This is a genomic window from Sphingomonas sp. DG1-23 (assembly GCF_030730875.1).
Classification (GTDB): domain Bacteria; phylum Pseudomonadota; class Alphaproteobacteria; order Sphingomonadales; family Sphingomonadaceae; genus Sphingomonas.
On the sequence record NZ_JAVAMA010000006.1, the window covers coordinates 22339 to 45372 of the forward strand.

The window sequence follows — 23034 nt, forward strand, 5'->3', positions numbered from 1 at the left end:
TCGGCGCGATGGAGAGAGGATGGCGCAAAGCAGCGGGGCTTTCAACACTAATTCTCTTACGAGTGAATGTTATTGCTGAGCTTCAGACGCCTTGGGCGCTGCAGAGCTGCGGCGTGTCGATCGCCGGCCGCCGGCTGGCGACGAGGATCGCGACCAGCCCGACTACCGAGGCCGCCGCGCCCGCCAGTGCGACGGCCGGGTAACCGAAGCCCGCAGCGATCACGCCGCCGCCCATTGCTGCGCCGATGGCATTGCCGAGGTTGAATGCGCCGATATTGACCGACGAGGCGAGGTTCGGCGCGTCGGCAGCGGCGGCCATTACCCGCACCTGCAGCGGCGGCACCAATGCGAAGCTCGCCACGCCCCACAGGAAGATCAACACGGCGGTCGGCCCGGCATAGGGCATCAGCAGTGCGAAGGCGGCGAGGATCGCGGCAAGCGAGGCCAGGGTGACGATCAGGGTGCGGTCGACCGAGCGGTCGGCGAACTTGCCACCGAGCCAATTGCCTAGGGTCAGGCCGACGCCGTAGGTGACGAGCATCGCGGTGACGAAGCCGAGCGACGCATGAGTCGCCTCGCGCAGGATCGGCGCGATATAGGTGAACACGGTGAACATCGCGCTCGATCCCGCGACGGTCAGCGCGAGCGCACCGAGCACCTTTCCGCGAGTCAGCACGCGCAATTCCGCCAGCGCGTTGCCGCCGGCCGGCGCGGGCAAGGCGGGGAGCGTCAGCCGCAGCGCGGCCATGGTCGCGACGCCCAAAGCGGCGATGCCCCAGAAGGACGCGCGCCAGCCGAGATGCTCGCCCGCCCATGTCGCCAGCGGTACGCCCACGACATTGGCGATCGTCAGGCCCATGAACATCGCGGCGACCGCACCCGCCCGGCGTTCGGGCGGCACGAGGCCTGCGGCGACGATCGAGCCGACGCCGAAGAAGGCGCCATGGTTGAACGAGGTGAGGATCCGGGCCGCCAGCAGCATGCCGTAACTGCCGGAAATCGCCGCCAGCAGATTGCCGGTAGTGAAGATGCCGGCAAGGCCGATCAGCAAGGTCCGGCGCGGCATGCGCCCGGTGGTGAGCGTCACCAGCGGCGCGCCGATCAGCACACCGAGCGCATAGGCGCTGATCAGCAGCCCGGCGGCGGGGATCGAGACGCGGAGGTCGCCCGCGATCACCGGGAGCAGTCCCATCGGCGCGAACTCGGTCACGCCGATGCCGAATGCACCGATCGAGAGCGCGATCAGTCCAGGATTGAGCTTCATTGTCATGTCCTCAGACCAGCGGAGGGGCCAGGCGGGCGAAGCCCTCTTGCTGGCGATAGGGCGTGTGCGGATAGGGCGGCAGCACATCGCTCGCCGCGTCGAGTTTCACGACCTGTTCGGGCGACAGCGCCCAGCCGACCGCGTCGAGATTCTGCCGGAGCTGCTCTTCGTTGCGCGCGCCGATGATCACCGACGAGACGGTCGGCCGCCGGAGCAGCCAGTTGATCGCGATCTGCGGCACCGTCCTGCCGGTTTCGGTAGCGATTTCCTCCAGCGCGTCGACGACGCGATAGAGATGCTCGGCGTCGACCGGGGGCGCGAACTGCTCGGTCTCGTGCAGCCGGCTACCTTGCGGTACCGGCCTTCCGCGACCGATCTTGCCGGTCAGCCGGCCCCAGCCGAGTGGGCTCCACACCAGAGCGCCCACGCCCTGATCCATGCCCAGCGGCATCAGATCCGCCTCATAGGCGCGGCCGATCAGCGAGTAATAGACCTGGTGCGCGACGAGACGCGGCCAACCGTGGCGTTCAGCGGCAGCCTGCGCCTTCATCAGCTGCCAGCCGGGATAGTTCGACACGCCGGCGTAGCGAACCTTGCCGGCGGCGATCAGCTGGTCGAGCGTGCCCATCAGCTCCTCGACCGGTGTCGACGCGTCGAACGCGTGGAGCTGGAGGAGATCGACATAATCGGTGCCGAGCCGGCGCAATGAATCGTCGACCGCGCGGCGCAGTCTTGCCCGCGACACGCCCCAATCCTGGGGCCCTTCGCCCATCGGCAGGCCGGTCTTGGTCGAGATCAAGACCGCGTCGCGGCGCCCGCGCACCGCTTCGCCGAGGATCTCCTCCGAGGCGCCGCCCGAATAGACGTCGGCGGTGTCGAACAGGGTCACCCCGGCGTCGAGGGAAATGTCGATCAGTCGGCGGGCCTCGGCCGCGTCGCTCTGTCCCCACGCGCTGAACAGCGGCCCCTTGCCGCCGAAGGTGGCGGTGCCGAGGCTCAACACAGGCACGCGCAGCCCCGAGGATCCCAGTTGCCGATATTCCATGGCTCGCTCTTCCCTTGCTATTCCTGTGCACAAATGGACAGGGGGCGACGGTCTCACTAGTGCCGGCAGACGCGGAGGATTTTTGCGATGGAAGCAAAGCTGACGGGTGGCGCGGACAGGGCGCGCGCGCTGACATTGTTCGCCGCGGTAGTGGAATTTGGCAGCTTTTCCGCCGCGGGGCGCGTGTTGGACATGAGTCCGTCGGCGGTGAGCCGGGCAGTGGACCGGATCGAGGCGCGGCTTGGCGTGCGCCTGTTGCTGCGCTCGACCCGCGCGCTCTCGTTGACCGCGGAAGGGCAATCCTATCTCCAGGCCGCCCGTCGCATCCTTGCCGATCTCGACGATGCGGAGCAGCAGATCGCCGATCAGGGCGCCCCGCGAGGGCGGCTCCGTGTCAGTGCAGCTCTGTCGCACGGCCGGCTATGCGTGGTGCCGCTGCTCGGTGACTTCGCTGCGCTCTACCCGCACATCCTGACCGACATCGCCTTGACCGACACGCTGGTGGACGTCGCGGCCGGGCAGGCGGATGTAGCGATCCGCTTCGGGCCGCTCGCCGACAGCACGCTCACCGCCCGCAAGCTGGGAGAGACCGGACGCGTGATCGTCGCGTCTCCGGAATATCTCGAGGCGCATGGCACCCCTCGGGTGCCGGAGGATCTGCACCGCTTCAATTGCCTCAACTTCAACTTTCGCCGCGCCGAACCGGTCTGGCCGTTCCGCAGGGAAGGTCGCGATTTCGCCTTGTCGGTGAAGGGGAGCATCGAGGCGAACAATGGCGAGACGCTGGGTCAGCTCGCAGCGGCCGGCGTCGGGATCGCGCGCGTGGGTAGCTTCAGCGTGGCCGCGGAGATCGCCGACGGCCAGCTCGTGCCGATCCTCGAGGACTATAATCCCGGCGATGTCGAGCTGATCCACGCCGTGTTCGTCGGTGGCGCGAGCATGCCCGCGCGCGTGCGCGTGTTCGTGGATTTCCTCGCGGCCCGCCTGCGCTGACCCCCGGTCCCGCAGGAAAGCCGCGAAGGGCTTACTTCACCCGTTCGACGTCCTCGAAGCCCAGCTCCAGCGGAGTCGCGCGGCCGAAGATCGAGATCGAGACCTTGACCCGGCTCTTGTCGAAGTCGAGCTCCTCGACCACGCCCGAGAAGGTTGCGAAGTTACCGCTGGTGACCTTGACCGTATCGCCGATGTCGTAATCGACATGGACGCGGGCCTTGGGCGCTGCCGAGGCGGCTTCTTCCTTGGTGTTGAGGATGCGGGCGGCCTCGGCCTCGCTGATCGGCTGGGGCTTGCCCGACGATCCGAGGAAGCCGGTCACCTTCGGCGTGTTCTTGACGAGGTGATAGACGTCGTCGTTCATCTCGAGCTTGGCGAGCACATAGCCCGGGAAGAACTTCCGCTCGGACTGGATCTTCTTGCCGCGGCGGACCTCGGTGACGGTCTCGGTCGGAACCTCGACCGATTCGACCAGCTGCTCGAGTCCCAGACGGGTCGCGTCGGCGAGGATCTGGTCGCGGACCTTGCCCTCGAAGCCCGAATAGGCGTGGATGATGTACCAGCGCGCCATGCGTATCGTATTCCTTACTGGGCCAGACGGAGGAGCGAACGGACGACGAGGTCGAAGAACGAGTCCACGCCGAGGAAGAAGAGACCGAGCAGAGTCGCCATGATCAGCACCATCACGCCGGTCATGATCGTCTCCTTGCGCGACGGCCATACCACCTTGGCGGTCTCGGCGCGCACCTGGCGCATGAACTCGAGGGGACTGGTTTTCGCCACCGGGGCATCCTCGTCAGAAAAAGGGTCTCTTCAGCGAGGCATGGGTCCGCCGCCGCTCCTTCCGGAGGAAGGACCGGCGTGTTCCCATCACGCTGTCGGATTGGGACGGGTATCTAGCGAGGGCAGGGGGCAAAAGCAAGCGGCGCGCTGCCGTTCGAAAGCCCCTCTCTTCGATGGAAGGTCGGGATCCGTAGTGCGGAGCGCGCGTCCCCTGGCGAGCGCCCCTCCGGCCCGGCATCGCGGGGGAGGCGCCCCGACACGAAAAGAGACGCCCGGCCGAGCCCGAGCGCCTCTCGTCGCTTTCACATTTGCGCCGAAGCCTAGGGGCTGTCGGGTTCGTCGTCGCCGAAGATGTTGATCACTTTGGTCACTTCGAGCAGCGCGACGACGGCAACGATGCCGATGATGGCGAACAAGGGGCCGCCCGGGAGCAATTTGCTGTCCTTTTGGGACATGGTGCTGGCGCGTGCCTCGGCAGCGGGTGCATTGCGCAAGCTGAGCGCCGAGGCGGAGTTCGCCTGTGCCGCGGTTGTCGCCAACATCATGGAAGAAGCGGCCGCGATGACCGCCAGTTTCTTGAACATATACCGTCCCCTTCTAGAAGCGCTGCAACCTTGACCGGGCAACCTTGAACTGCGGGAGAACCCGATCGCGTGGTCGCAACACTATTCGATCCATGGTCTAAAGCATTGCCACCGCGGCAAAACCGCCGACCAAGAGGATCAGGAAGCCCCAGGCGAACAAGTTCAACCTCTTTTCGATGAACGCTTGCACCGGCTCGCCGAACCGCTTTAGCAGCGCGGCGATGAGGAAGAATCGCGCGGCGCGCGTAATGGTTGCAAGCAGCACGAAAAGCGCGAAATTGAAGTGGAAAAGGCCGCTCGCGATGGTGACCAGCTTGAACGGGATCGGAGTCAGACCCTTTGCCAGGATGATCGCGGCGCCATATTGGTCATAGCCGTGGCGCAGCGTCTCGATCCGGCTTTCCATATGGTAAAGCTGGACCAGCCATTGGCCGACGCTCTCCATCAGATAATAGCCGATCGCATAGCCGAAGATTCCGCCCACCACGGAGGAGATCGTGCACACCGCGGCGATCAGATAGGCCTGCTCGCGCCGGGCGAGGACCATGGGGACCACCATCACGTCGGGCGGGATCGGAAAGAAACTGCTCTCGGCAAAGGAGACGAGCGCGAGACTGCGCAGTGCGTGGCGATGGTGCGCCATGCGCAGCACCCAGTCGTACATCGGGCGAAACATGCGATCTCCGGAGCTATTTGCGGCTCCCTGCCGTATTCGTCGGCCGGGCGAAAGCCCGAACGGGCTGATCTTCAGGGCGAGTGGGTCGGAAACGCGTCTTCCCGGCCCACCACGCAACTGGCTCGCGCTCCGGGGGGAGGAGGGGACGAGCGATGCCAGACTAGGCGATGTTTGAATCGGCGTCAGATCATCCGGACTCGGTCTGACTCAGATGGGCCACGATTCGGCGCAAAAGCGCGTGCCGCCCGTCCAGGTCGTAAGCGCGTGGCCGAACTTCGGCCGCAGCATCGATTGTCGACTGACGTTCCGGCGCAATTTGCGTAATCGCGCCGGATGGACTCGATAATCGCCAAGGCTCGCTTGTTCGACGATCATCACCGGCACCTCGATGCATTGGCCGCGAGCCATCGTGCCCGGGCGCTGGCGCCGCGGCGCGGACGGGACTTCGCCTCGAACGACTATCTGGGCCTCGCTGAAGATCCCGCGCTGGCAGAGGCGGTCCGAGCGGCGATCGAGCGCGGCGTGCCGCCTGGTTCGGGGGGATCGCGGTTGCTGCGGGGCAATCATCCCGAGCACGAGGCGCTCGAGAGCGAAGCGGCGGGGTTCTTCGGCGGCGAGGCGGCGCTCTATTTCTCCAGCGGCTATGCCGCCAATTCGGCGTTGTTCTCGACCCTGCCGCAGCGCGGCGACCTGATCGTGTACGATGCACTGATCCACGCCAGCGCGCATGAAGGCATGCGGCTCGGGCGCGCCGATACCATGGCCGCGGCGCATAACGACGTGGATGCCTACGCCGATGCGATCGTGGCGTGGCGCCGGGGCGGCGGCACCGGGACGGTCTGGCTGGCCGCCGAAAGCCTCTACAGCATGGACGGCGACCACGCGCCGCTTGGCGATCTGGCCGCGCTCGCGGAACGGCACGACGCGGTCCTGCTGATCGACGAGGCGCATGCGACGGGCATATCCGGCACCGGGGGGCGGGGACTGACCGCGGCGTTGCCGCGCAGGGACAACCTCGTCACGCTCCATACTTGCGGCAAGGCACTGGGTTGCGAAGGCGCGCTCGTCTCCGGGCCCGCAGTCCTGCGTGACTTTCTGGTCAATCGCGGCCGTGGCTTCATCTTCTCGACCGCGCCGTCCCCGCTGATGGCGGCGGCGGTGCGTGCGTCGCTGCAGATCGTCGCCACCGCCGACGATCGCCGGGCGCGCCTCGCCGCCCTTGTCGCACGCGCGCACGAGTTGCTGGTTCCGCTCGGCGCTGCGGCGACGGGCTCGCAGATCCTGCCAATGATCCTGGGCGACGAAGCCCGCACCATGGCGCAAGCGGCCCGGCTCCAGGCGGCGGGCTTCGACGTTCGCGGCATCCGGCCGCCGACCGTACCCGAAGGGACGTCGCGACTGCGGGTGTCACTGACCCTCAATGTCGACGAGGCGGATGTCGAGGCGCTGGCCGAGGCACTGGCATGAGCGGGCGCTTCGTCGTCACCGGAACCGACACGGGCGTCGGCAAAACGATTTTCGCGGCCGGGCTCGCGGCCGCCCTGGGCGCCAGCTACTGGAAACCGGTCCAGGCCGGAATCGATGACGGCGGCGACAGCGCCAATGCGCGTGCGCTCGGTGCGGGAGACATTCTCCCGGAGGCGTATCGGCTGAAGACTGCCTGCGCCCCGCATGTCGCCGCGGCTATCGAGGGAATCGCGATCGATCCCGCCGCGCTGAAGCTGCCCGAGGTCGCGGGCGCGCTCGTCGTCGAAGGTGCGGGCGGTGTCCTCGTGCCGCTTGCCGGAGAACTGTTGTTCGCCGATCTCTTCGCGATCTGGGGCGCACCAGTCGTGCTCGTCGCCCGCACGGCGCTGGGGACGATCAACCACAGCCTGCTCTCGATCGAGGCGTTGCGGCGCCGCGGCGTCGAAATACTCGGAGTCGCCTTTGTCGGCGACCCCGAACCCGAAAGCGAATCCGCGATCCTCCGCCTCGGGCGGATGCGGCGTATCGGGCGGCTGCCCTGGCTCGATCCGCTGAACCGTGAAACGCTGGCCGCGGCCTTCGCGGAACATATCGATCTGGCGGCGTTCCGATGAGCGGCTCTCCGATCTGGCACCCCTTTACCCAGCACGGCCTCGAGGTAAGGATCCCGACGATCGTGCGCACCGAGGGCGCCGCGCTCTACACCGCGGACGGCCGCCGGGTGATCGACGCGATCTCGTCATGGTGGGTCACCACTCACGGCCATTCGCACCCGGGGATCATGGCGGCGATCCGGGAGACGGCGGAGACGCTCGACCAGATCATCTTCGCGGGCTGGACCCATCCGCCCGCCGAGGCGGTGGCGGAGGGACTGCGCGCGCTGATGCCGCCCGAGCTTACCCGAATCTTCTTCTCCGACTCCGGATCGACCGCCGTCGAGGTCGCGCTCAAAATGGCGCTCGGCTATTGGCTGCACCGCGGCGAGCCGCGCGACCGGATCGTCGTGATGGAGCACAGCTATCACGGCGACACGATCGGCGCGATGTCGGTCGGCGCGCGGGGCGTATTCAACCGCGCCTATGCGCCCTTGCTCTTCGACGTGGCGACGATACCGTTTCCTGCCGCGGATTCGGAGCAGCAGACGCTCGATGCGCTCGAGCGCCATTGTCGCCGCGGCGCCGCAGCATTCATCGTCGAGCCGCTGGTCCTCGGTGCCGGTGGCATGTTGATGTATCCGGCCTCGGTACTCGCCGAGATGCGCCGTATCTGCGCGGCGCACGGCGTGCTGTTCATCGCCGACGAAGTGATGACGGCCTGGGGGCGGACCGGCACCCTGCTCGCTTGTGCGCAGGCGGGCGTCGTTCCCGACATATTGTGCCTCTCCAAGGGGCTGACCGGCGGCGCTGTTCCGCTCGCAGTGACGATGGCCGCGGAGCCGATCTACGCGGCGCATTATGCCGACGATCGCGCGCGGATGTTCTTCCATTCCTCCAGTTACACTGCCAACCCGATCGCCTGCGCGGCCGCCGCGGCGAACCTGGCGATCTGGCGGGAAGAGCCGGTGCTCGATCGCGTCGCGGCGCTTTCCGGGATGCAGGGCCGCCATCTCGCATCGATCGCGGAAATGTCCGGCGTTTCCAACCCGCGTCAGTCGGGAACGATCGTCGCGCTGGATCTCGAAACCCCGAATACGGGCTATCTTTCCGAGCTGGGGCCGAGGCTCCAGACGCAGTTCGTCGAACGCGACATATTGCTGCGCCCGCTCGGGAACACGCTCTACGTGATGCCGCCTTATTGCATCGGTTCCGACGATCTCGACAGGATATTCGACGCAATCGGCGAGGCCATCCGCGTCACCCGATGATTCCCGGATCGGCGGCGTGCAGGGCGTCGACGATCGTGGCGACGAGCAATTTGTCGTCGCGGTTGAGAAAATGGCCGCCGGGAAGGGCAATCACGCGCGCATGGGTGCCGTCGAGCGCGGGACAGAGACTTTCGGACTCGCGGACGCCGTAAATGCAGATAATCGGCGCCCAATCGAGCGCGCGCACCGCGAGCGCCGGCCGCGCGTCGGGCGTGCCGAGATAAGTGATTCCCGTCGGATCGGCGCGGAAGAAGACTGTCCGCGACGGCACCACCAGACCGATCGCGGCCACCCTTTCGCGCAGCTCGACCGGCAGATCGGGTGCGGCGGTGGCAATCATGTCGGCGCCAAAGGACTGGCCGATCAGCACGACTTTGCTTGCGCCGGTCCGGGCGACCGCGGCGCGGATCGCATCGGCAAGAATGGCATCGAGCTCGGCCCGGGTGCGATGGGTGGCGAAGTTGACCGCCGAACTGATCCCGAGCACCGGCAGGCCGCGCGCAGCCAGCGCCGGCGCCACCTTCGGCCCCATGCCGAAGCGCAGGCCCATGTCTCCCGAGAAATAGAGTGCGGCCACGCGTGGGTTCGGCCTGCCGGAGGCGAACAGGCGGACTGCCTGTCCGTCGAGAAGGTGCAGCGCAGGAGCCGCGAGACCGAGCGCCGCCGCGGCCGCACAAGCCAGCACGCCGATTCCGAGCGCACGCCCGATGCGTGATATCCCGCGCAACCGCGACATGCGACGGGTCAGCATGCGAGGGGCTCGAGGCGCGAGGCCTGCGCGGCTGGCACATCTGCCGGCGTGGCCGGTGCGCGCCGTGACGCGGGGCCCGTTTGGCCGATCAGGCGCGACAGGTCCCGCAGCGCCTGAATCAATCCGATGCCGCGGGGTCCTGCGATGTAGCGGGGTTCCCATTCCGGCGCGAACTTCTCCTTATAGCCGTGCAGGCCGCGAAAGCCGTAGAAATGCTCGCCGTGCCGGAAGGCGAGCGCCGCCACCTTGGCCCAGACCGGGGCGAGTCGTCTGCCGTCGATCCCGGCGAGCGGCGCCATGCCGAGCGTGAAGCGCCGATAGCCCTGCGCCTTTGCCCATCGCATCAGGTTCACGAGCAGAAAGTCCATCGTGCCGCGCGGGGCGTCGTCGCGATGCCGCATGAGATCGATCGAAGCCTCCTCCTTGCCCTGGGTCAGCCAGAGATTGGCGAAGGCGACGATCCTGCCCTCGACCGTGACGAGGCCCATGTCGAAGTTGCGGAGGTAGCCGCGGTCGAAACGCCCGAGGCTGAAGCTTTTCTCGCGATGTCCTTTGCTGCGGATCCATTCGTCCGAGACCGCCTCGAGCTGGTCAAGGAGAGGCGGCAGCCCGGCGGCGGGGACGATGTGGAATCGGGCGCCCGCGTTGGCGGCTGCGCGCTCCGAGCGGCGGGCGCTACGCAGACGCGGCGCCCCGAGCTCGAAGCCGGCGAGGTCGACAACCGCCTCCTCGCCATATTTGAGGATCTGGAGACCGAGGCCGATCGCGAGATCGAGCATCTCGGGCGATACTTCGTACAGCAGGATGCGTCCCTGCTGGCGATCGGCGAGGTCGCGCAGCGCCCAGAGCAATTCGGCCCAGGCGTCGCGGGCGCCGACGGGATCGCCCATCACGATCCAGCTGGCGCCCTTGACCTGAAACATGAGGAAAGCGTCGCTTTCTCGCGAAACCAGAAAGCGCTTGTCGCCGGTGAGCGCAAGCATCGCGTCGGTGCGTGTTGCGGAGGCGAGGAGGGGCCGGATCGTCGCCACGTCCGCATCGGTTGCGGTGCGGAGCGACGCCGGTGACAGCAGCCGCCAGATCGCCGCGCCCGCGAGCATGGTTCCCATCCCGACCGTCGCGCGCAGGAACCGCGGCGCATCGCCGTCGAGCGCGAAATGCCACCAGAGCTGGTCGGCATAAGCGACGTTGCGATAGGCGAAGAACCCGGCCCAGACCGCCAGCCCGACCACCACCGCCACCGAGGCCAACCAGCCGGCGGTCAACGGCGCCTGGGTGAGAGCCGTGCGTCGGTAAAAGGCGCTGCGCGTCCATTGCAGCAGTCCGGCGAGCGCGAGGCAGACGAATGCCTCCTCATAGTCGATGCCCTTGGCAAGCGAGAAGAGCGCAGCTGCGAGGAGGAGCAGGCGGGTCGCGTGAAAGGCGCCGTCGAGCCGCCGGTACAGCCCGGGTGCGAGCAGCAAGAGGCCGGTGCCGGCCAAGCTCGCGCCGACATGGCTGGCCTCTATGAAAGGAAGCGGCAGGATGCCCGCGAGCAGGCCCATCCGCGCCTTCAGCCCCGGCAACGAGCTCGAGAGCAGCAACATCGCGCCGCCGAGGAACGTCGCGGCACCGAGCACCAGCGGCGACAGGTTGTTCGCCAGCATCCGGGCATTCGCCAGCAATTGCCCGACACGGCGGTGGCGGCGGCCCTCATTCCATGCGAGCAGTACTACGGCCACGCCGAGCGGCAGTAGATAATAGATCAGGCGATAGGCGATGAGCGCCGCGAACAGGGTCGCGCGGTCGCCGGGCACCATCGCGAGGACCACCGCTTCGAACACGCCGATCCCGCCCGGCACGTGCGTCAGCACCGTCGCGACGATGGCGAGCGCATAGGCGAGAACGAAGCCCGGAAGCAGGGCCGGCCCGGCGCCCGGGATCAGCACCAGCAGCGCCGCGCTGGCGCAGAGAATGTCGAGCAGGGCAATGCCGATCTGGCCGGCGAGCTGGGGGGCATTTGGCACCGGCACCGGCACGCCGAGAAGCGAGAGGGAAGGGCGCGCCACGCGCACCGTCACGATCAGTCCGGCGATCAGGAGAAGGATGAGCAGGCCGGCGAGATGGGCCTGCGCCGCACCGAGCCTCAGACCGGCGATCGCCACGTCGCCCGAATGACTCAGCAGCGCCACGCCCGCGACGGTGACGACACCCGTCCAGAAAGTGGCGCCGGCAAGGGCGATGACCCGCGCGACGTCGATCCCGTCGAGCCCTGCTGCGGTGTAGATGCGGTATCGCGCCGATCCACCGGTGAGCAGGGAAAGCCCGAGATTGTGGCTGAGCGTATAGCTGGTGAAGGATGCGAGCGCCGCGGTGCGCCAGGGAAGCGGCCGGCCTATCACCCTCAGCGCCAGCACATCGTAGAAAGTGAGCGCCAGATAGCTGCCCGCGGTGAGCGCGAGCGCGAGAAGGCCCTGGCGAACCGACAGCGCCCGGACGGCGGCGCGAACATCGGCATAGCGAATCTCGCGGGTGAGCGCCTCGAGCGCAGTGAAGCCGAGCACGATCAGCAGGACGACCACCGTGACCGCAATCAGCCGGCGATACCGCCCGAAGAGCAGGCGCAGCCGGCTCATTGCGGCAGACGCGCGATACGGCTCCAGACCTGCGACTTGCAGATCAGCCCGCCGAGGATGCATCCTCTGATCTCGATCCGGGTGGGGGAGAGCGTGTCGATCCGCGAGGAGAAATGGCGTCCCAGGTCGGGCACGAACACGGTGCCGGACCAGCTCGCCTCGCCGTCCGGGCGATAATTCTCGAGGAGCTCGGTGCCGATCAGCGCGTCGACGCCGCTGTCCTTCGCATCCTTCTGCGCCGCACCGCTGGCCCAGACGATCCGTCCGCAGAATTTGTCGCCGCAGGGATCGGTACGTACGGCGACGGAGCCGTGTGGATTGAGCCACAGGCCCTGCAGCGGGCTCGAGGGCGCGGCGGCGGCCGAGGGCGCCGCCAGCACGGCCGCCAGCGCGACCATGATCCTGATCCTAGTGGCTGAGCGCATAGGTGATCACGAAGCAGGCGAGGGTGAGGAGCAGCATCGCCGCGATGAACGTCCGGTCGGCGATGCGCTCGAGCCAGTGAAGGCGGGCATGCGATTGCACGCGCAGCGCGAAATAGGAGGCCAGCGTCGCCGCGAGAAACAGCACGGCATCGAGCGAAAGCACGTCGTCGGCGATGGTGCCCTGGCGGCGCACCGCGGTTGCGACCCGCAAGAGGCCGATGCCGGTGAGGCATACACCGACCATCGCCGCGGCGATCGGGCAGATGAGCCGGCAAGTGCGTTCGTCGAGCGCATGCAGGCTGGCGGTCGGGGTCGCGGAATCGGGCATCGCGGGGCGCTCCCTTGCAGATGCCGTCTTTGTTAGGCGCCTTCAGCGAACGGGACGCTGAAGGAAAGATGAGCAAAAATTCATCTGAGCCCGGAGCGGGCGGAGGTGCCGACCAGTCGCGCGAGGATCGCCAGCGTGCCGTCCGCGGATGCGACGATTTGCGCGGCGCAGTCGAGCAAATGCCCAGGATCGAGCGCGCCGGTCAGGACCCCCGGCGCGTGAAAGCGGCGGCGTTAGAGAAGGAAGTCGTGGCTGCCGAGCCCGGTTGATCCCAGCGTCGTCACCGCGATGCTGAAATCCGCGACACGATCACCGTTCATATCCGCCTCGACAATCCAGCTGCTTCCGCTGCCATAGACTCGCAACTGCCCCGCCACACCGCCGAACGCGGCGCCGCCAATGAAGGCGAAGGCCAGATCGTTCGCGGCCTGGCCGTTCGCATCGATCGCGGTCAGATCGATGACGTCGCCCGCGGCGAAATCGGCGATCGTGTCTCGCGCGCCCATGGCTGCGCCCCCGAACACGAAGCGGTCATTGCCGCCGCCGCCGGTCAGCACGTTCGCGCCCGCGTCGCCCGCCAGCACGTCGCCGAACGCGGAGCCGATCAGGTTTTCGATGCTCGCCAAGGTGTCGATCCCGGCGCCGCCGGTCCGCTGCTCCTCGACGATCGCGAGGTCGACTGCGACTGCTCCGGCGGCACCGGCATAGCTCGCGGTATCGGTCCCCGCGCCGCCGAACAGCGTGTCGTCGCCGTCGCCACCCTCGATCCAGTCGTCGCCGACGCCGCCCCACAGGCTTTCGTTGCCGCTGCCGCCCGTGATCCAGTCGGCGCCTCCCGCGCCTTGCAGCCAGTCGGCAGTCGCGCCGCCCTTCAGGCTGTCGGCATGGGCCGAGCCGAGCAGCACCTCGACCGACACCAGCGTATCCACGCCGCCGCCATACGTGTTCTGCTCCTCGGCCGACAGATCGACGGTCACGCCCGATCCCGCCGCGCCATAGTCGGCGGTGTCGATGCCGTCGCCTCCGTCGATCGTGTCGTCGCCGGCACCACCGTCGAGCAGATCGTCGCCATCGCCGCCGAGCAGCAGGTCGTGCCCGTCGCCTGCACGGATCTGGTCATCGCCCGTGCCGCCATAGAGCGTATCGCGGCCGCTGACGCCGACCCCGTCGCCGAAGAGGACGTCGTCGCCGTCGCCGCCATCGATCAGATCGTCGCCGGCCTCGCCGCCGATCTGGTCGTCCCCGTCATCGCCATACAGCGCGTCGTTGCCGTCGAACCCGAACAGCCGGTCGCGGCCCGTACCGCCATGGACGATATCGTCCCCGCCATCGCCCTGGAGCAGGTCGTCGCCCGCGTCGCCCGACAGCAGGTCGTTACCCTCGCCGCCATAGAGCGTGTCGTTGCCTTCGTCGCCATGCGCGTCGTCGGCGCCGTCATTGCCGAAAATCTGGTCCGCGCCCGTGCCGCCCGAGATCAGATCGCCGCGCGCGCTGCCATAGACGGTGTCGTCGCCGCCGCGCGCCGTCGCGCGCCAGGCGATGCCGTCCAGATGGATGACGTCGCCTGCCGCGGCCGAGCCGACCTCCTCGCCTCCAAGATGGCTGCCGTGCAGCACGGTCGCGTCGTTGAAGCCCAGCGCCTGCGCCTGGAAATAATTCTGCAGGATCGTGATCGCGATCGGCGCGTCGCTCGCCATCAATGCGTCGAAGGTCGTGGGGTCCTGACGGTATTGGTTGGCGAAATGCGCCAGCCCGACCATGTTCTGGAGCAGCACGAACGCGTCGGGGGTGGCGAACGCCGACTCGCCGCCGCCGCTCGCTTCGATCTGCGCCTTCCACAAATCATAAGCCTTGGCGAGGATGGCGTTGCCGGTGTGGAAGTTCATGTGGTGGAGGACCGCGCCGATCCCGCCGAGCACCACCGTCGCCGGGTCCTTGCTCTGCACCAGCCGATTGCTCTCGGGGCCGGCAAAGGCGGCGTATTTCTCGTCGTAATGCTTCTTGCCCCAGACCATGGTGAGGCTGTCGTAGCGCGGGTCGAACGACGCTTCCTGACCGACGAAATCAATCACCGCGTTGAGGCGGACGGCGAAGGCGTCGGAAAGCGCGCGGACAGCGGCGCGCATCTCGTTGTTCGAATCCTTCGAATAATTCCAGTCGTCGGGCCCGTGGACGAAGGCGTCCTGCCCGGGATCGTAATGCACGCCGAAAAACGCCTGCGGGCTGTCGTTGCGGATCCAGTCGACGACCTTGTTGAAGAATCCCGATATCGCTCCGTCGAACAGATCGTCGAGCAGTTCGAACACCACCGATCCCGCCACCGCGCCGACGCCGGCGCCGAGGATCGCGCCCAGCCCGTTGAAGATGCTGGTGCCGATCGCGCTCCAGGCGGCGACGCCGAACAGGTCGCCTACCGCACCCATCGTGATCGAGCCGATCGCCTCGCCGAGCACGCTCGATCCGATCACCGAGCCGAGCTGGCTGACCAGCGCCTCGGGCAGGCTGTCGATGTTGACGAACAGCTGCGCCAGCTGGTTGCCGGCATAGTTGACGAAGAAGTCGCCGAGCATGTTCTGGATCTCGGCGAGCGAGAACTGGCCGGCAAATTCGTGGAACACCTGCTCGATGTCGAGCGAGTCGATCTCGCCGCCGAGGAAATCGACCGCACTGACGAACTGGTCGGTCACGAACTCGTTGATCTTGCCGTTGAGCAGCTTGGCGAGCCACTGCTCGATCTGGTTATCGCCGTCGAGCCCGAGGATGTCGTCGACGATCTTCTTGTCGAGCGCCTGGAAGTCCACCAGCAGATTGGCGACCGCGCCGCCCAGCACCTTGTTGAACTCGACGCCGTCGAGCACGTCCTTGTCGGGGACGACGTCGAAATAATTGTCGACGATGTTGTTGATGACCGGCGCCAGCACGCCGTTGCCGATCGTGCCGATCGCTCCCGTCCATGCGGGGCTGAGGCCCGAAGTCAGCGACGTCAGGATTTCGGTGAGACCGACCTTGGCATAGGTTTTCGCGATCTCGGGGACGAAGGCGGCGCGAAAATGGTCATAGACCGCGTCGAAGCCGTCGCCGAGGATTCGGCTGACATCGGCGCGGTCCGGCAACTCGAGGTCGAGCAGGCTGTCGGCGATCTCGTTCGACAGCGGCTGCAGGATCTCGCTGGCGAGCAATTGCCGCAGCGCGGTCCCCGCCGCCTGCGCGACGCCGTGCTCGAACCCCTCGATCTGGCCGACCGCGAGATCGACATAGCGACCGACAAAGTCGTCGAGCTTGTCCTGGATCTCGTCCTGGATCTTCAGCTGGTAGCTATGGTCCTCGCGCAGCTTCCTGGTATCGATATCGATCGAGAAGATGCTGTCCGGGAGTCCCTCGAGCAGTGAGCGTGGCCATCCGCCGAGCGCATAGTTGAAATCGAGGGTGAGGTGCGGATCGCCATTGGCATCGACGGTCGCGCCGCGCTGGGCGACGACCTGGACGAGCTTGCCGCTCCGATCGAGCCCGAGCACGTCGTCGAGCAGGTAGTTGATCGTTTTGAGCAGGTCGCCGGAGGGCGCCGCGGCCGCACCGGTCGGGCTTGCAGCCTGCGCCGCACTGGTAGCGAGATGACTGGTCGCGCTTAATACGACCCCGGCCAAAGCCGGTCCCAGTGCGGGTGCCCCGCCAGTATCACCCGAGGCATCCCCTGCATGCCCGGCAAACAGTGTAGCCACGATCACCTCCCCCAGTGCGAGCTGTCACCGTTGTGACGCATCGCCGGGGTCGTGTCGATCGAGTCGTGCACTGATTGTCACCACAATGGACAAAACGATGGCAATCAGCGGCGCCCTTATTCGCGTACCCGTTTTCCGTCCTCGAAGGCGTTCCAGACGTCGAAGCGGAAGCTGCGGGCAGGGCGCTCGGTGCGGACTTCGAAGACCAGCGACTCTTTCGAGGACGCACCCTGGGGGCGCCGCACGCTGACGGTGGCGATGTGGATTCCCGGCGCGATCCTGCCGGGGAGGCGATAGCGCCACAGATGCGAGCCGTGATCGGCGACCGAACCCTGCGGCTGGGGCGGCGCAGACGGATGGCGTTCCTGGCGCCCCTGAATGAAGCCCTGATTCTCGGGGATGCCCGATCTGCTCGCGATCGCGGTGCGCGCGACGGTGAGCTGGCGCTGGAGCGCAAACGGGTCGGCATAGTCCGGCCCCTCGCGGCCGGGTTCGCCGCGCGCGGCCTGGGTGCGCTCCATCGGAGTCGGCGTGCCGCCGTCGATCGATACCGTCACCTTGGTCCGCGTGTCGCCGAGCCAGACATTGGCGGTGAGCCAGCTGCCGGCGGTCAGATCGGCCGGGGTCAGCAGCTTCTCGTCGGGCAGATCCTGCACGCTGAGCGGCGGCACCGGATCGCGGGTCTTGCGGTCGGCATTGCGCCACGCGAGCAGCCTTGCCGCCCATTCACGGAAGGCGGGGGTGTTGACGGAGAGCCACATGGCTTTCTCCGGGCGCTCGCCGATCGCGCGATAATCCAGCTGATAGCCGCTGCCACGGACGCGCATGTCGATATAGCCCCGCGGCGATCCATCCCCCTGCAGGCTCATCGGGATCCCGGCGACGTCATAGTCGCCGCCCCACCAATCGCCTGCGACCGCGCCCGCCACGACATGGCGGAAGGGAAGGCTGGTCACGCCCACTGCCTGTTTCCAGCCCTCGAACGAATCTCCGGGGGCGAGATTTTCGAGCGTGTGGCTGTGCCCCGAAAGGTCGAGCGCCTTGCGGCCCGCGAGCATCGCATGGACCTCGGGCGCATTCTGGGTCTGGTGCGCCCATTCCTTGCGATTGTCGAAGCCGACGAGCGGGATGTGATGGCCGAGCACGATCAGCTTGGCGGGGTCGGTGGCGGCGACCAGATTGGCCATGAACGCCATCTGATCATCGGTGAAGCGGCCGTTATAGCTCTTCTGCGGATATTCGACGCAGAAGGGGCGGGTGCCGGCGCGGTTATCGGCTTCGCCGCAGGGATAGGAAACATTGTCGAGGCCGATGAACAACACGTCGCCGATCTCGAAGGCATAGGTTGCCGGACCATAATCGCGACGCCACGTATCCGAGCTGTCGGCGTCGCGATCGGCGTCCGAATCATAATCGTGATTGCCCTGCACCCACCATTGCGGGACCTTGAGCGCGCCCAGCACTTCGGCGAGCCGCGGGATCAGGCCGAGATCGTCGCCGACCAGATCGCCCAGCGCGAACAGACAGGCGGGAGGCGTGCCGCCGCGGTCGGCGAGCTCGCGCACCAGCGAATCGCGGGCATAGCCGATCTCGTCGCCCGAATAGACCTGGACGTCGCCGAGCACGGCGCAATTGAAGTCCTTGCCTGCCTTGCTCGGCGCCAGCGGAAAGTTGATCGCGACGGGCAAGGGGCCGGTCGGCGCCAGGCCGCCGAAGCGCATCCGTTTTGGCGAACCCGCGGGCTTGTGGGTATAGGCGAACTGGGGGACGAAGTTGCGATCGGTCGGGACGCGCCAGCCGCTCGGCTGGACGACGAAGACGCTCATGTCGCTGCGCACCGGCAGCGCATAGCGCCCGTCGGCGCCGGTCTTCACCACCTCGCGACCGTTGGAGACCTTGACCCCGGCGACGCCGCGTTCGCCGGCATCGAGCCGGCCGTCGCGGTTGCGGTCGTCGAACACCCTGCCGCGGATCGTCGCGGGGTCGGGAGCGTCGCCGCGCACCACGTCGATGCGCGCGAACCAGGGCGTGTCGACCGGCGATTGCGCCTCGGCGGTCGCGCTGCCCAGCGCCGCACTGCCGGCCGACGCGAGCAGCCCCGCACGCCGAACCCATTTCGTCATCGAATTCCTCCCACCCGTCACCGCCATAATGTGGCCGATAAAATCAACATTAAAAACACAAAACCCGCATGGCCTGTCGTGACCATGCGACGACTCCGATTCGCATCCCAATTGCGCTGGCCGGCTTGGCAAGGTTTTGAAATACGCGGAAAATATTGAGTTTCCGGTAGTGTTAGACGTGCTGGCCGCGCAGATCTGCATCAACCAACATCATGTTTCGGCGTCGTGACACCCGCACAGTTTTTCCGTGCCATCGTCAAAAATGTTGCCTTTGTGCCCGAGTGTCACAAAAACTCCACGTGCTGACCATAGGTGCCGATGCGAAGGCGGCGGCGCAACCGGGCGCCGCGCTCTCGCCGATCCATGCTCGAATCCAATCAAGGGGACTTATCGTGAAGTGCTTTTCGCGAAGCGCGCGGCCTGCCGCGCTGATCCGTGCTGCGTTGCTGCTCGGCGTGGCGATGCCGGCAGGGGCGATCCTCACGCCCGCCGCGCACGCCCAGGACTATACCAACGTCACCGCCTCGGGTCGGGTGACCGGCGAGGACGGCGCGCCGCTCGCCGGCGCCACGGTCACGATCACCTCGTCGGACCGCGGCGTCTCGCGATCGGTGCAGACCAACGACGCGGGTGCTTACAGCCTCGCCCAGCTTCCGCCGGGAGCGTACGACTTCCGCGTCACCGCGGACGGGCATGCGCCCTATGAGGAAGCCCGCGTCGAGCTCACCGCGAACAACGGCGCGGCCAACAGCTTCCGCCTCGCCCCCGAGGCCGCCGGTGCGGAGATCGTCGTCCGCGGATCCCGCGTACGCACCGCCGACTTCAACGACGCCACCACCGGCGCGGTGATCGAACTCGCCGAGATCGATCAGCGCGTGCCGGTCGCGCGCTCGCTGCAGGACGTGATCCTGCTCTCGCCCGGCGTCGTGCGCGGCGCCTCGGGCAATGGCGCCTTCGCCAATTCGGTCGCGGTCAGCGGCTCGGCGATCACCGAGAACGCATTCTTCGTCAACGGGCTCAACATCACCAATTTCCGCATGGGTCTGACGCCCGTCGAGGTGCCGTACGATTTCTACAAGACGGTCGAGGTGAAGACCGGCGGCTTCGCAGCCGAGTTCGGCCGCGCCACCGGCGGCGTGATCAACGCGGTGACCAAATCGGGCACCAACGAATATCACGCCAGCGTGCTCGGCACTTGGGAGCCCAACGGCCTGCGCGCGTCGTCGCCCGGCACGATCGAGACCGACAATGCCGACGCGACCGCCACGCGGCGCGAGTTGATCTTCCAGGCGAGCGGCCCGGTCATCAAGGACCGGCTGTTCTTCTACGGCCTGTACAATCTGCGAGACTTCACCTCCTTCACCCCCGATGCCGACCAGGACAATGCCACCGAGGTCAAGAACCGCAGTCCGTTCTGGGGCATCAAGCTCGACGGCTACATCACCGACGACCATCATCTCGAATTCACCTATTTCGACAGCACCAACGACACCCGCACGCGCAGCCTGAACTATGACCGCGCCAGCGGCGATCGCGGCGAGGTGGTCGGCGGCACCAACCAGCGTGCGGGTGGGATCAACTATGTCGGCCGCTATACCGGCACCTTCGCGCCCTGGCTGACAATTTCGGCGGCGTACGGCGTCAACAAATTGCGCGACGGCTCGCTGCCGCTCGACATCACCAACGAGAAGGTGCTCGACTATCGCAGCAATCCCGCGGGCACCGATATCGGCCTCAATCGCGTCAGCGACGCCTGGGGCCAGACCGACGACAAGCGCGACTTCTACCGCGCCGATGTCGACTTCAACTTCCAGTTGCTCGGCGGGCACCATCTGCGTGTCGGCTATGACCACGAGACCAACGAGTCGACCCAGATCCATCAGACGATGGGCGACGGTTTCTACAAGATCTTCACCGCCAATGCCGAAACCGCGACGCGGCTCGGCATCCCCGTGGGCAGCGATTATTATACCACGCGCGTCTACCGGAATAACGGCGAGACCACGGTCAAGAACGAAGCCTTCTACATCGAGGACGATTGGTCGCTGTTCGACGATCGCGTCAAGCTGCAGCTCGGCCTGCGCAACGATCGCTTCAGCAATCAGGGCGTCGACGGCAAATCCTATTACGAATCGGGCAACCAATGGGCGCCGCGCCTCGGCGCCTCGGTCGACATGTTCGGCGACGGGCGCACCAAGGCCTATGGCTTTTTCGGCAAATACGCGCTGCCGATGGCAGGCGACATCAACCTCAACGTCGCCGGCGGCCTCGTCACCTATACGCGCTACAATCGGTTCAACGGGCTGAATCCGGGGGACAATACGCCGGTCGCCGGCGCCGCGATCCTCGGCCCGACCAATTTCCGCGCCTGCCCCGACACCGGAACGGTCAATTGCGAGGTCTCGGCCGACGGCACGCCCGCCGACTATTCGGGGGCGATCGCGCATAATCTCGAGCCGCAATCGGTCAACGAGTTCATCCTCGGCGGCGAGCACCAGTTCAGCGAGAGCATCCGCGTCGGCGCCTATTTCACCCACCGGTCGCTGCAGAACGCGATCGAGGACATCTCGATCGATTATGGCGCGCGGGCCTATTGCGTCGACGCCGGCTTCACCGTCGCGCAGTGCACCGCGGCTTATCGCGGCGGCAGCAACTGGACGATCGCCAATCCGGGCCGCGACGTGGTGGTCCGCATCAATCCGCTGCCCGACGGCACTACGCCGGTGGTCACGCTGCGCGCCGAGGACCTGCGCTACCCGAAGCCGCAGCGGAACTATAATTCGCTCACCCTCACCTTCGATCGCAAGTTCGACGGGCTGTGGGGGCTTTCGGGCTCCTACACCTGGGCGATGGACAAGGGAAATTACGAGGGCGGCGTCCGCTCTGAGAATGGCCAGCTCGCGGTCAATCGCTCGGCCGACTTCGACTCGCCGGGCTTCACCAACGGCGCTTATGGCTATCTGCCGAATGATCGCCGCCACACGCTCAAGATGTTCGGCAGCTACCGGCCGTTCAAATTCCTCGACCTCGGCGGCAATTTGCTCGTCCAGTCGCCGCAGAATTACAGCTGCATCGGCACCGTGCCGCAGGCAGTCGACGAGGCGGCCTATGGCTATCACGGCTACAGCTATTATTGCCGCGGCGAGCTGATCCCGCGCGGCACCGCCTTCAAGGGCGACTGGCTCACCCAGATCGATGCGAGCGCCGTGGCGCGCCTGCCGCTGCCCGCCGGGCTCGAGGGATCGCTGCGGTTCGACGTGTTCAACCTGTTCAACATGAAGGCAGTGACGGTCTACAATCAGTCGGGCGAGTTGAGCGACGGCTCGGCCAATCCGCTCTATCGCACCCCGACGACCTACCAGTCGCCGCGCTATATGCGTCTACAGTTCCGCCTCGGCTTCTGAGGCGAAGTGACCGACGATGGGCCGGCGATCCGGCCGGCCCGTCGTCTGCGACCGCGATGCGATTGACGGGCCGGGCAGGCGGCTGCACCGTCGCCACATGCCAGACGAGGGGAGGACGGCCATATTGAAGCGATCGGCACGCCAGCGCGAGATCGTCGCGCGGCTGCGCGGCGGCATGACCCTGTCGGTGATGGGGCTCGCCGCCGACCTCGACGTTTCCGACGAAACGATCCGGCGCGAACTCCGCACGCTCGAGGAGCAGGGGGCGATCATCCGCGAGCATGGTGGCGCGCGGCTGGCGACGCGGGTGTTCGAAGGGCCGCTGATGCAGCGGATGGAAGAGAATGCCGACGCCAAATTGCGCATCGCCCGCGCAGCGGCGGAGTTCGTCAGCGACGGCGCGATCGTGTTCATCGATTCCGGTACGACCTCGTGCTTCGTCGCGCGGCAGTTGGTCGAGCGGCGGGCGCTCACGATCATCACCAATTCGCTGCAGGTCGCGGCCGATCTCGGCAGCATCAACAACAACCGGCTGTTCCTCGCAGCCGGTCAGATGGACTCCGACTATCGCGCCTTTTCCGACCACACCGCGCAGCAATATGTCGCGGGCTTCACGCCGCATCTCGCGATCCTTTCGGTGGGAGCGATCAGCACCGAGCGCGGGCTGATGGACTTCCATCCGGGCGAAGCGGCGATGAGCCGCATCGCCTATGCGACCGCGGAGAAAGTGTTGCTCGGCGCCGATTCGTCCAAGTTCGGCCGCTACGGTCTGATGCAGACCGCGGCGCTTGCAGACGTCGACATCCTCGTCACCGAAGCGCCGCTCGACGAGGAATATAGCGGAGCCTTCGCGCATGCCGAGGTGGTGATCGCGCCCTGAGGCCGGCGTCGCGCGTCAAGACGTCATCGAACGCCTCTCCTTCGCTCGAAAACCGGCGCCGTATCGCATTTCGTCCCGACAAAAAAGGAGCCGCCAAGGGGCGGCTCCAAAGC

18 protein-coding genes are annotated in these 23034 nt (G+C 66.8%); 6 read left to right on the forward strand and 12 right to left on the reverse strand.

Annotated features, from left to right (window positions below):
* Positions 1-82 precede the first annotated feature (82 nt).
* Both Q9Q95_RS11170 and Q9Q95_RS11175 read right to left on the reverse strand, forming a co-directional pair.
* Positions 83-1264, reverse strand: coding sequence for an MFS transporter (locus Q9Q95_RS11170; protein WP_306096999.1), 1182 nt, complete (start codon positions 1262-1264; stop codon positions 83-85).
* 10 nt (positions 1265-1274) lie between these two features.
* A complete protein-coding gene (locus Q9Q95_RS11175; RefSeq protein WP_306097001.1) occupies positions 1275-2309 on the reverse strand; it encodes an aldo/keto reductase in 1035 nt (344 codons plus the stop codon).
* An 87-nt stretch (positions 2310-2396) separates the two neighbouring features.
* On the opposite strand from Q9Q95_RS11175, the gene Q9Q95_RS11180 reads away from it, so the two are divergent.
* Positions 2397-3302, forward strand: a complete 906-nt coding sequence (locus Q9Q95_RS11180; protein ID WP_306097003.1) for a LysR family transcriptional regulator — start codon at positions 2397-2399, stop codon at positions 3300-3302.
* A 31-nt stretch (positions 3303-3333) separates the two neighbouring features.
* Here the strand turns inward: Q9Q95_RS11180 and nusG are convergent, their stop codons facing one another.
* The 4 genes from nusG to Q9Q95_RS11200 all read right to left on the reverse strand — a co-directional run bounded on the left by nusG (position 3334) and on the right by Q9Q95_RS11200 (position 5345).
* The gene (gene nusG / locus Q9Q95_RS11185; protein WP_306097005.1) at positions 3334-3873 is read right to left on the reverse strand and encodes a transcription termination/antitermination protein NusG; all 540 of its coding nucleotides are present in this window, start codon (positions 3871-3873) and stop codon (positions 3334-3336) included.
* Positions 3874-3887: 14 nt separating this feature from the next.
* Positions 3888-4085 carry a preprotein translocase subunit SecE gene (gene secE / locus Q9Q95_RS11190; protein WP_306097007.1) on the reverse strand — a complete coding sequence of 66 codons (198 nt, stop codon included), beginning with the start codon at positions 4083-4085 and terminating at the stop codon, positions 3888-3890.
* A gap of 320 nt (positions 4086-4405) precedes the next feature.
* Entirely contained in the window at positions 4406-4669 is a 264-nt protein-coding gene (locus tag Q9Q95_RS11195; protein WP_306097009.1) for a hypothetical protein, read from the reverse strand.
* 97 nt (positions 4670-4766) lie between these two features.
* Positions 4767-5345, reverse strand: coding sequence for a YqaA family protein (locus Q9Q95_RS11200; protein ID WP_306097011.1), 579 nt, complete (start codon positions 5343-5345; stop codon positions 4767-4769).
* A gap of 333 nt (positions 5346-5678) precedes the next feature.
* Between Q9Q95_RS11200 and Q9Q95_RS11205 the strand changes: the two genes are divergently transcribed.
* The 3 genes from Q9Q95_RS11205 to Q9Q95_RS11215 are packed head-to-tail and all read left to right on the forward strand — an operon-like array spanning position 5679 to position 8676.
* Positions 5679-6812 carry an 8-amino-7-oxononanoate synthase gene (locus Q9Q95_RS11205; RefSeq protein ID WP_306097013.1) on the forward strand — a complete coding sequence of 378 codons (1134 nt, stop codon included), beginning with the start codon at positions 5679-5681 and terminating at the stop codon, positions 6810-6812.
* Entirely contained in the window at positions 6809-7426 is a 618-nt protein-coding gene (gene bioD / locus Q9Q95_RS11210; RefSeq protein WP_306097014.1) for a dethiobiotin synthase, read from the forward strand. Before Q9Q95_RS11205 ends, bioD begins: the two co-directional genes overlap by 4 nt.
* A complete protein-coding gene (locus tag Q9Q95_RS11215; RefSeq protein WP_306097015.1) occupies positions 7423-8676 on the forward strand; it encodes an adenosylmethionine--8-amino-7-oxononanoate transaminase in 1254 nt (417 codons plus the stop codon). The genes bioD and Q9Q95_RS11215 overlap by 4 nt, the downstream gene beginning before the upstream one ends.
* On the opposite strand, the gene Q9Q95_RS11220 is transcribed toward Q9Q95_RS11215, so the two are convergent.
* The 6 genes from Q9Q95_RS11220 to Q9Q95_RS11245 form a co-directional block, all read right to left on the reverse strand.
* Positions 8666-9427 (reverse strand): AcvB/VirJ family lysyl-phosphatidylglycerol hydrolase, encoded by a 762-nt coding sequence (locus Q9Q95_RS11220; protein ID WP_306097017.1) that lies wholly within the window; start codon positions 9425-9427, stop codon positions 8666-8668. The genes Q9Q95_RS11215 and Q9Q95_RS11220 overlap by 11 nt on opposite strands.
* Entirely contained in the window at positions 9421-12042 is a 2622-nt protein-coding gene (gene mprF / locus Q9Q95_RS11225) for a bifunctional lysylphosphatidylglycerol flippase/synthetase MprF (RefSeq protein WP_306097019.1), read from the reverse strand. The genes Q9Q95_RS11220 and mprF overlap by 7 nt, the downstream gene beginning before the upstream one ends.
* The gene (locus tag Q9Q95_RS11230) at positions 12039-12440 is read right to left on the reverse strand and encodes a DUF2147 domain-containing protein (RefSeq protein WP_306097021.1); all 402 of its coding nucleotides are present in this window, start codon (positions 12438-12440) and stop codon (positions 12039-12041) included. Before Q9Q95_RS11230 ends, mprF begins: the two co-directional genes overlap by 4 nt.
* 10 nt (positions 12441-12450) lie before the next feature.
* Positions 12451-12795 carry a hypothetical protein gene (locus Q9Q95_RS11235; protein WP_306097022.1) on the reverse strand — a complete coding sequence of 115 codons (345 nt, stop codon included), beginning with the start codon at positions 12793-12795 and terminating at the stop codon, positions 12451-12453.
* Between the two features lie 233 nt (positions 12796-13028).
* The gene (locus tag Q9Q95_RS11240; protein WP_306097024.1) at positions 13029-16514 is read right to left on the reverse strand and encodes a calcium-binding protein; all 3486 of its coding nucleotides are present in this window, start codon (positions 16512-16514) and stop codon (positions 13029-13031) included.
* Positions 16515-16630: 116 nt separating this feature from the next.
* Entirely contained in the window at positions 16631-18637 is a 2007-nt protein-coding gene (locus Q9Q95_RS11245; RefSeq protein ID WP_306097026.1) for a calcineurin-like phosphoesterase family protein, read from the reverse strand.
* Between the two features lie 392 nt (positions 18638-19029).
* Between Q9Q95_RS11245 and Q9Q95_RS11250 the strand changes: the two genes are divergently transcribed.
* Positions 19030-22041: a TonB-dependent receptor gene (locus Q9Q95_RS11250; protein ID WP_306097027.1), complete on the forward strand. Its 3012-nt coding sequence runs from the start codon at positions 19030-19032 to the stop codon at positions 22039-22041.
* Between the two features lie 124 nt (positions 22042-22165).
* On the forward strand, positions 22166-22921 hold the full coding sequence (locus tag Q9Q95_RS11255) for a DeoR/GlpR family DNA-binding transcription regulator (protein ID WP_306097028.1): 756 nt from the start codon (positions 22166-22168) through the stop codon (positions 22919-22921).
* Positions 22922-23034 lie beyond the last annotated feature (113 nt).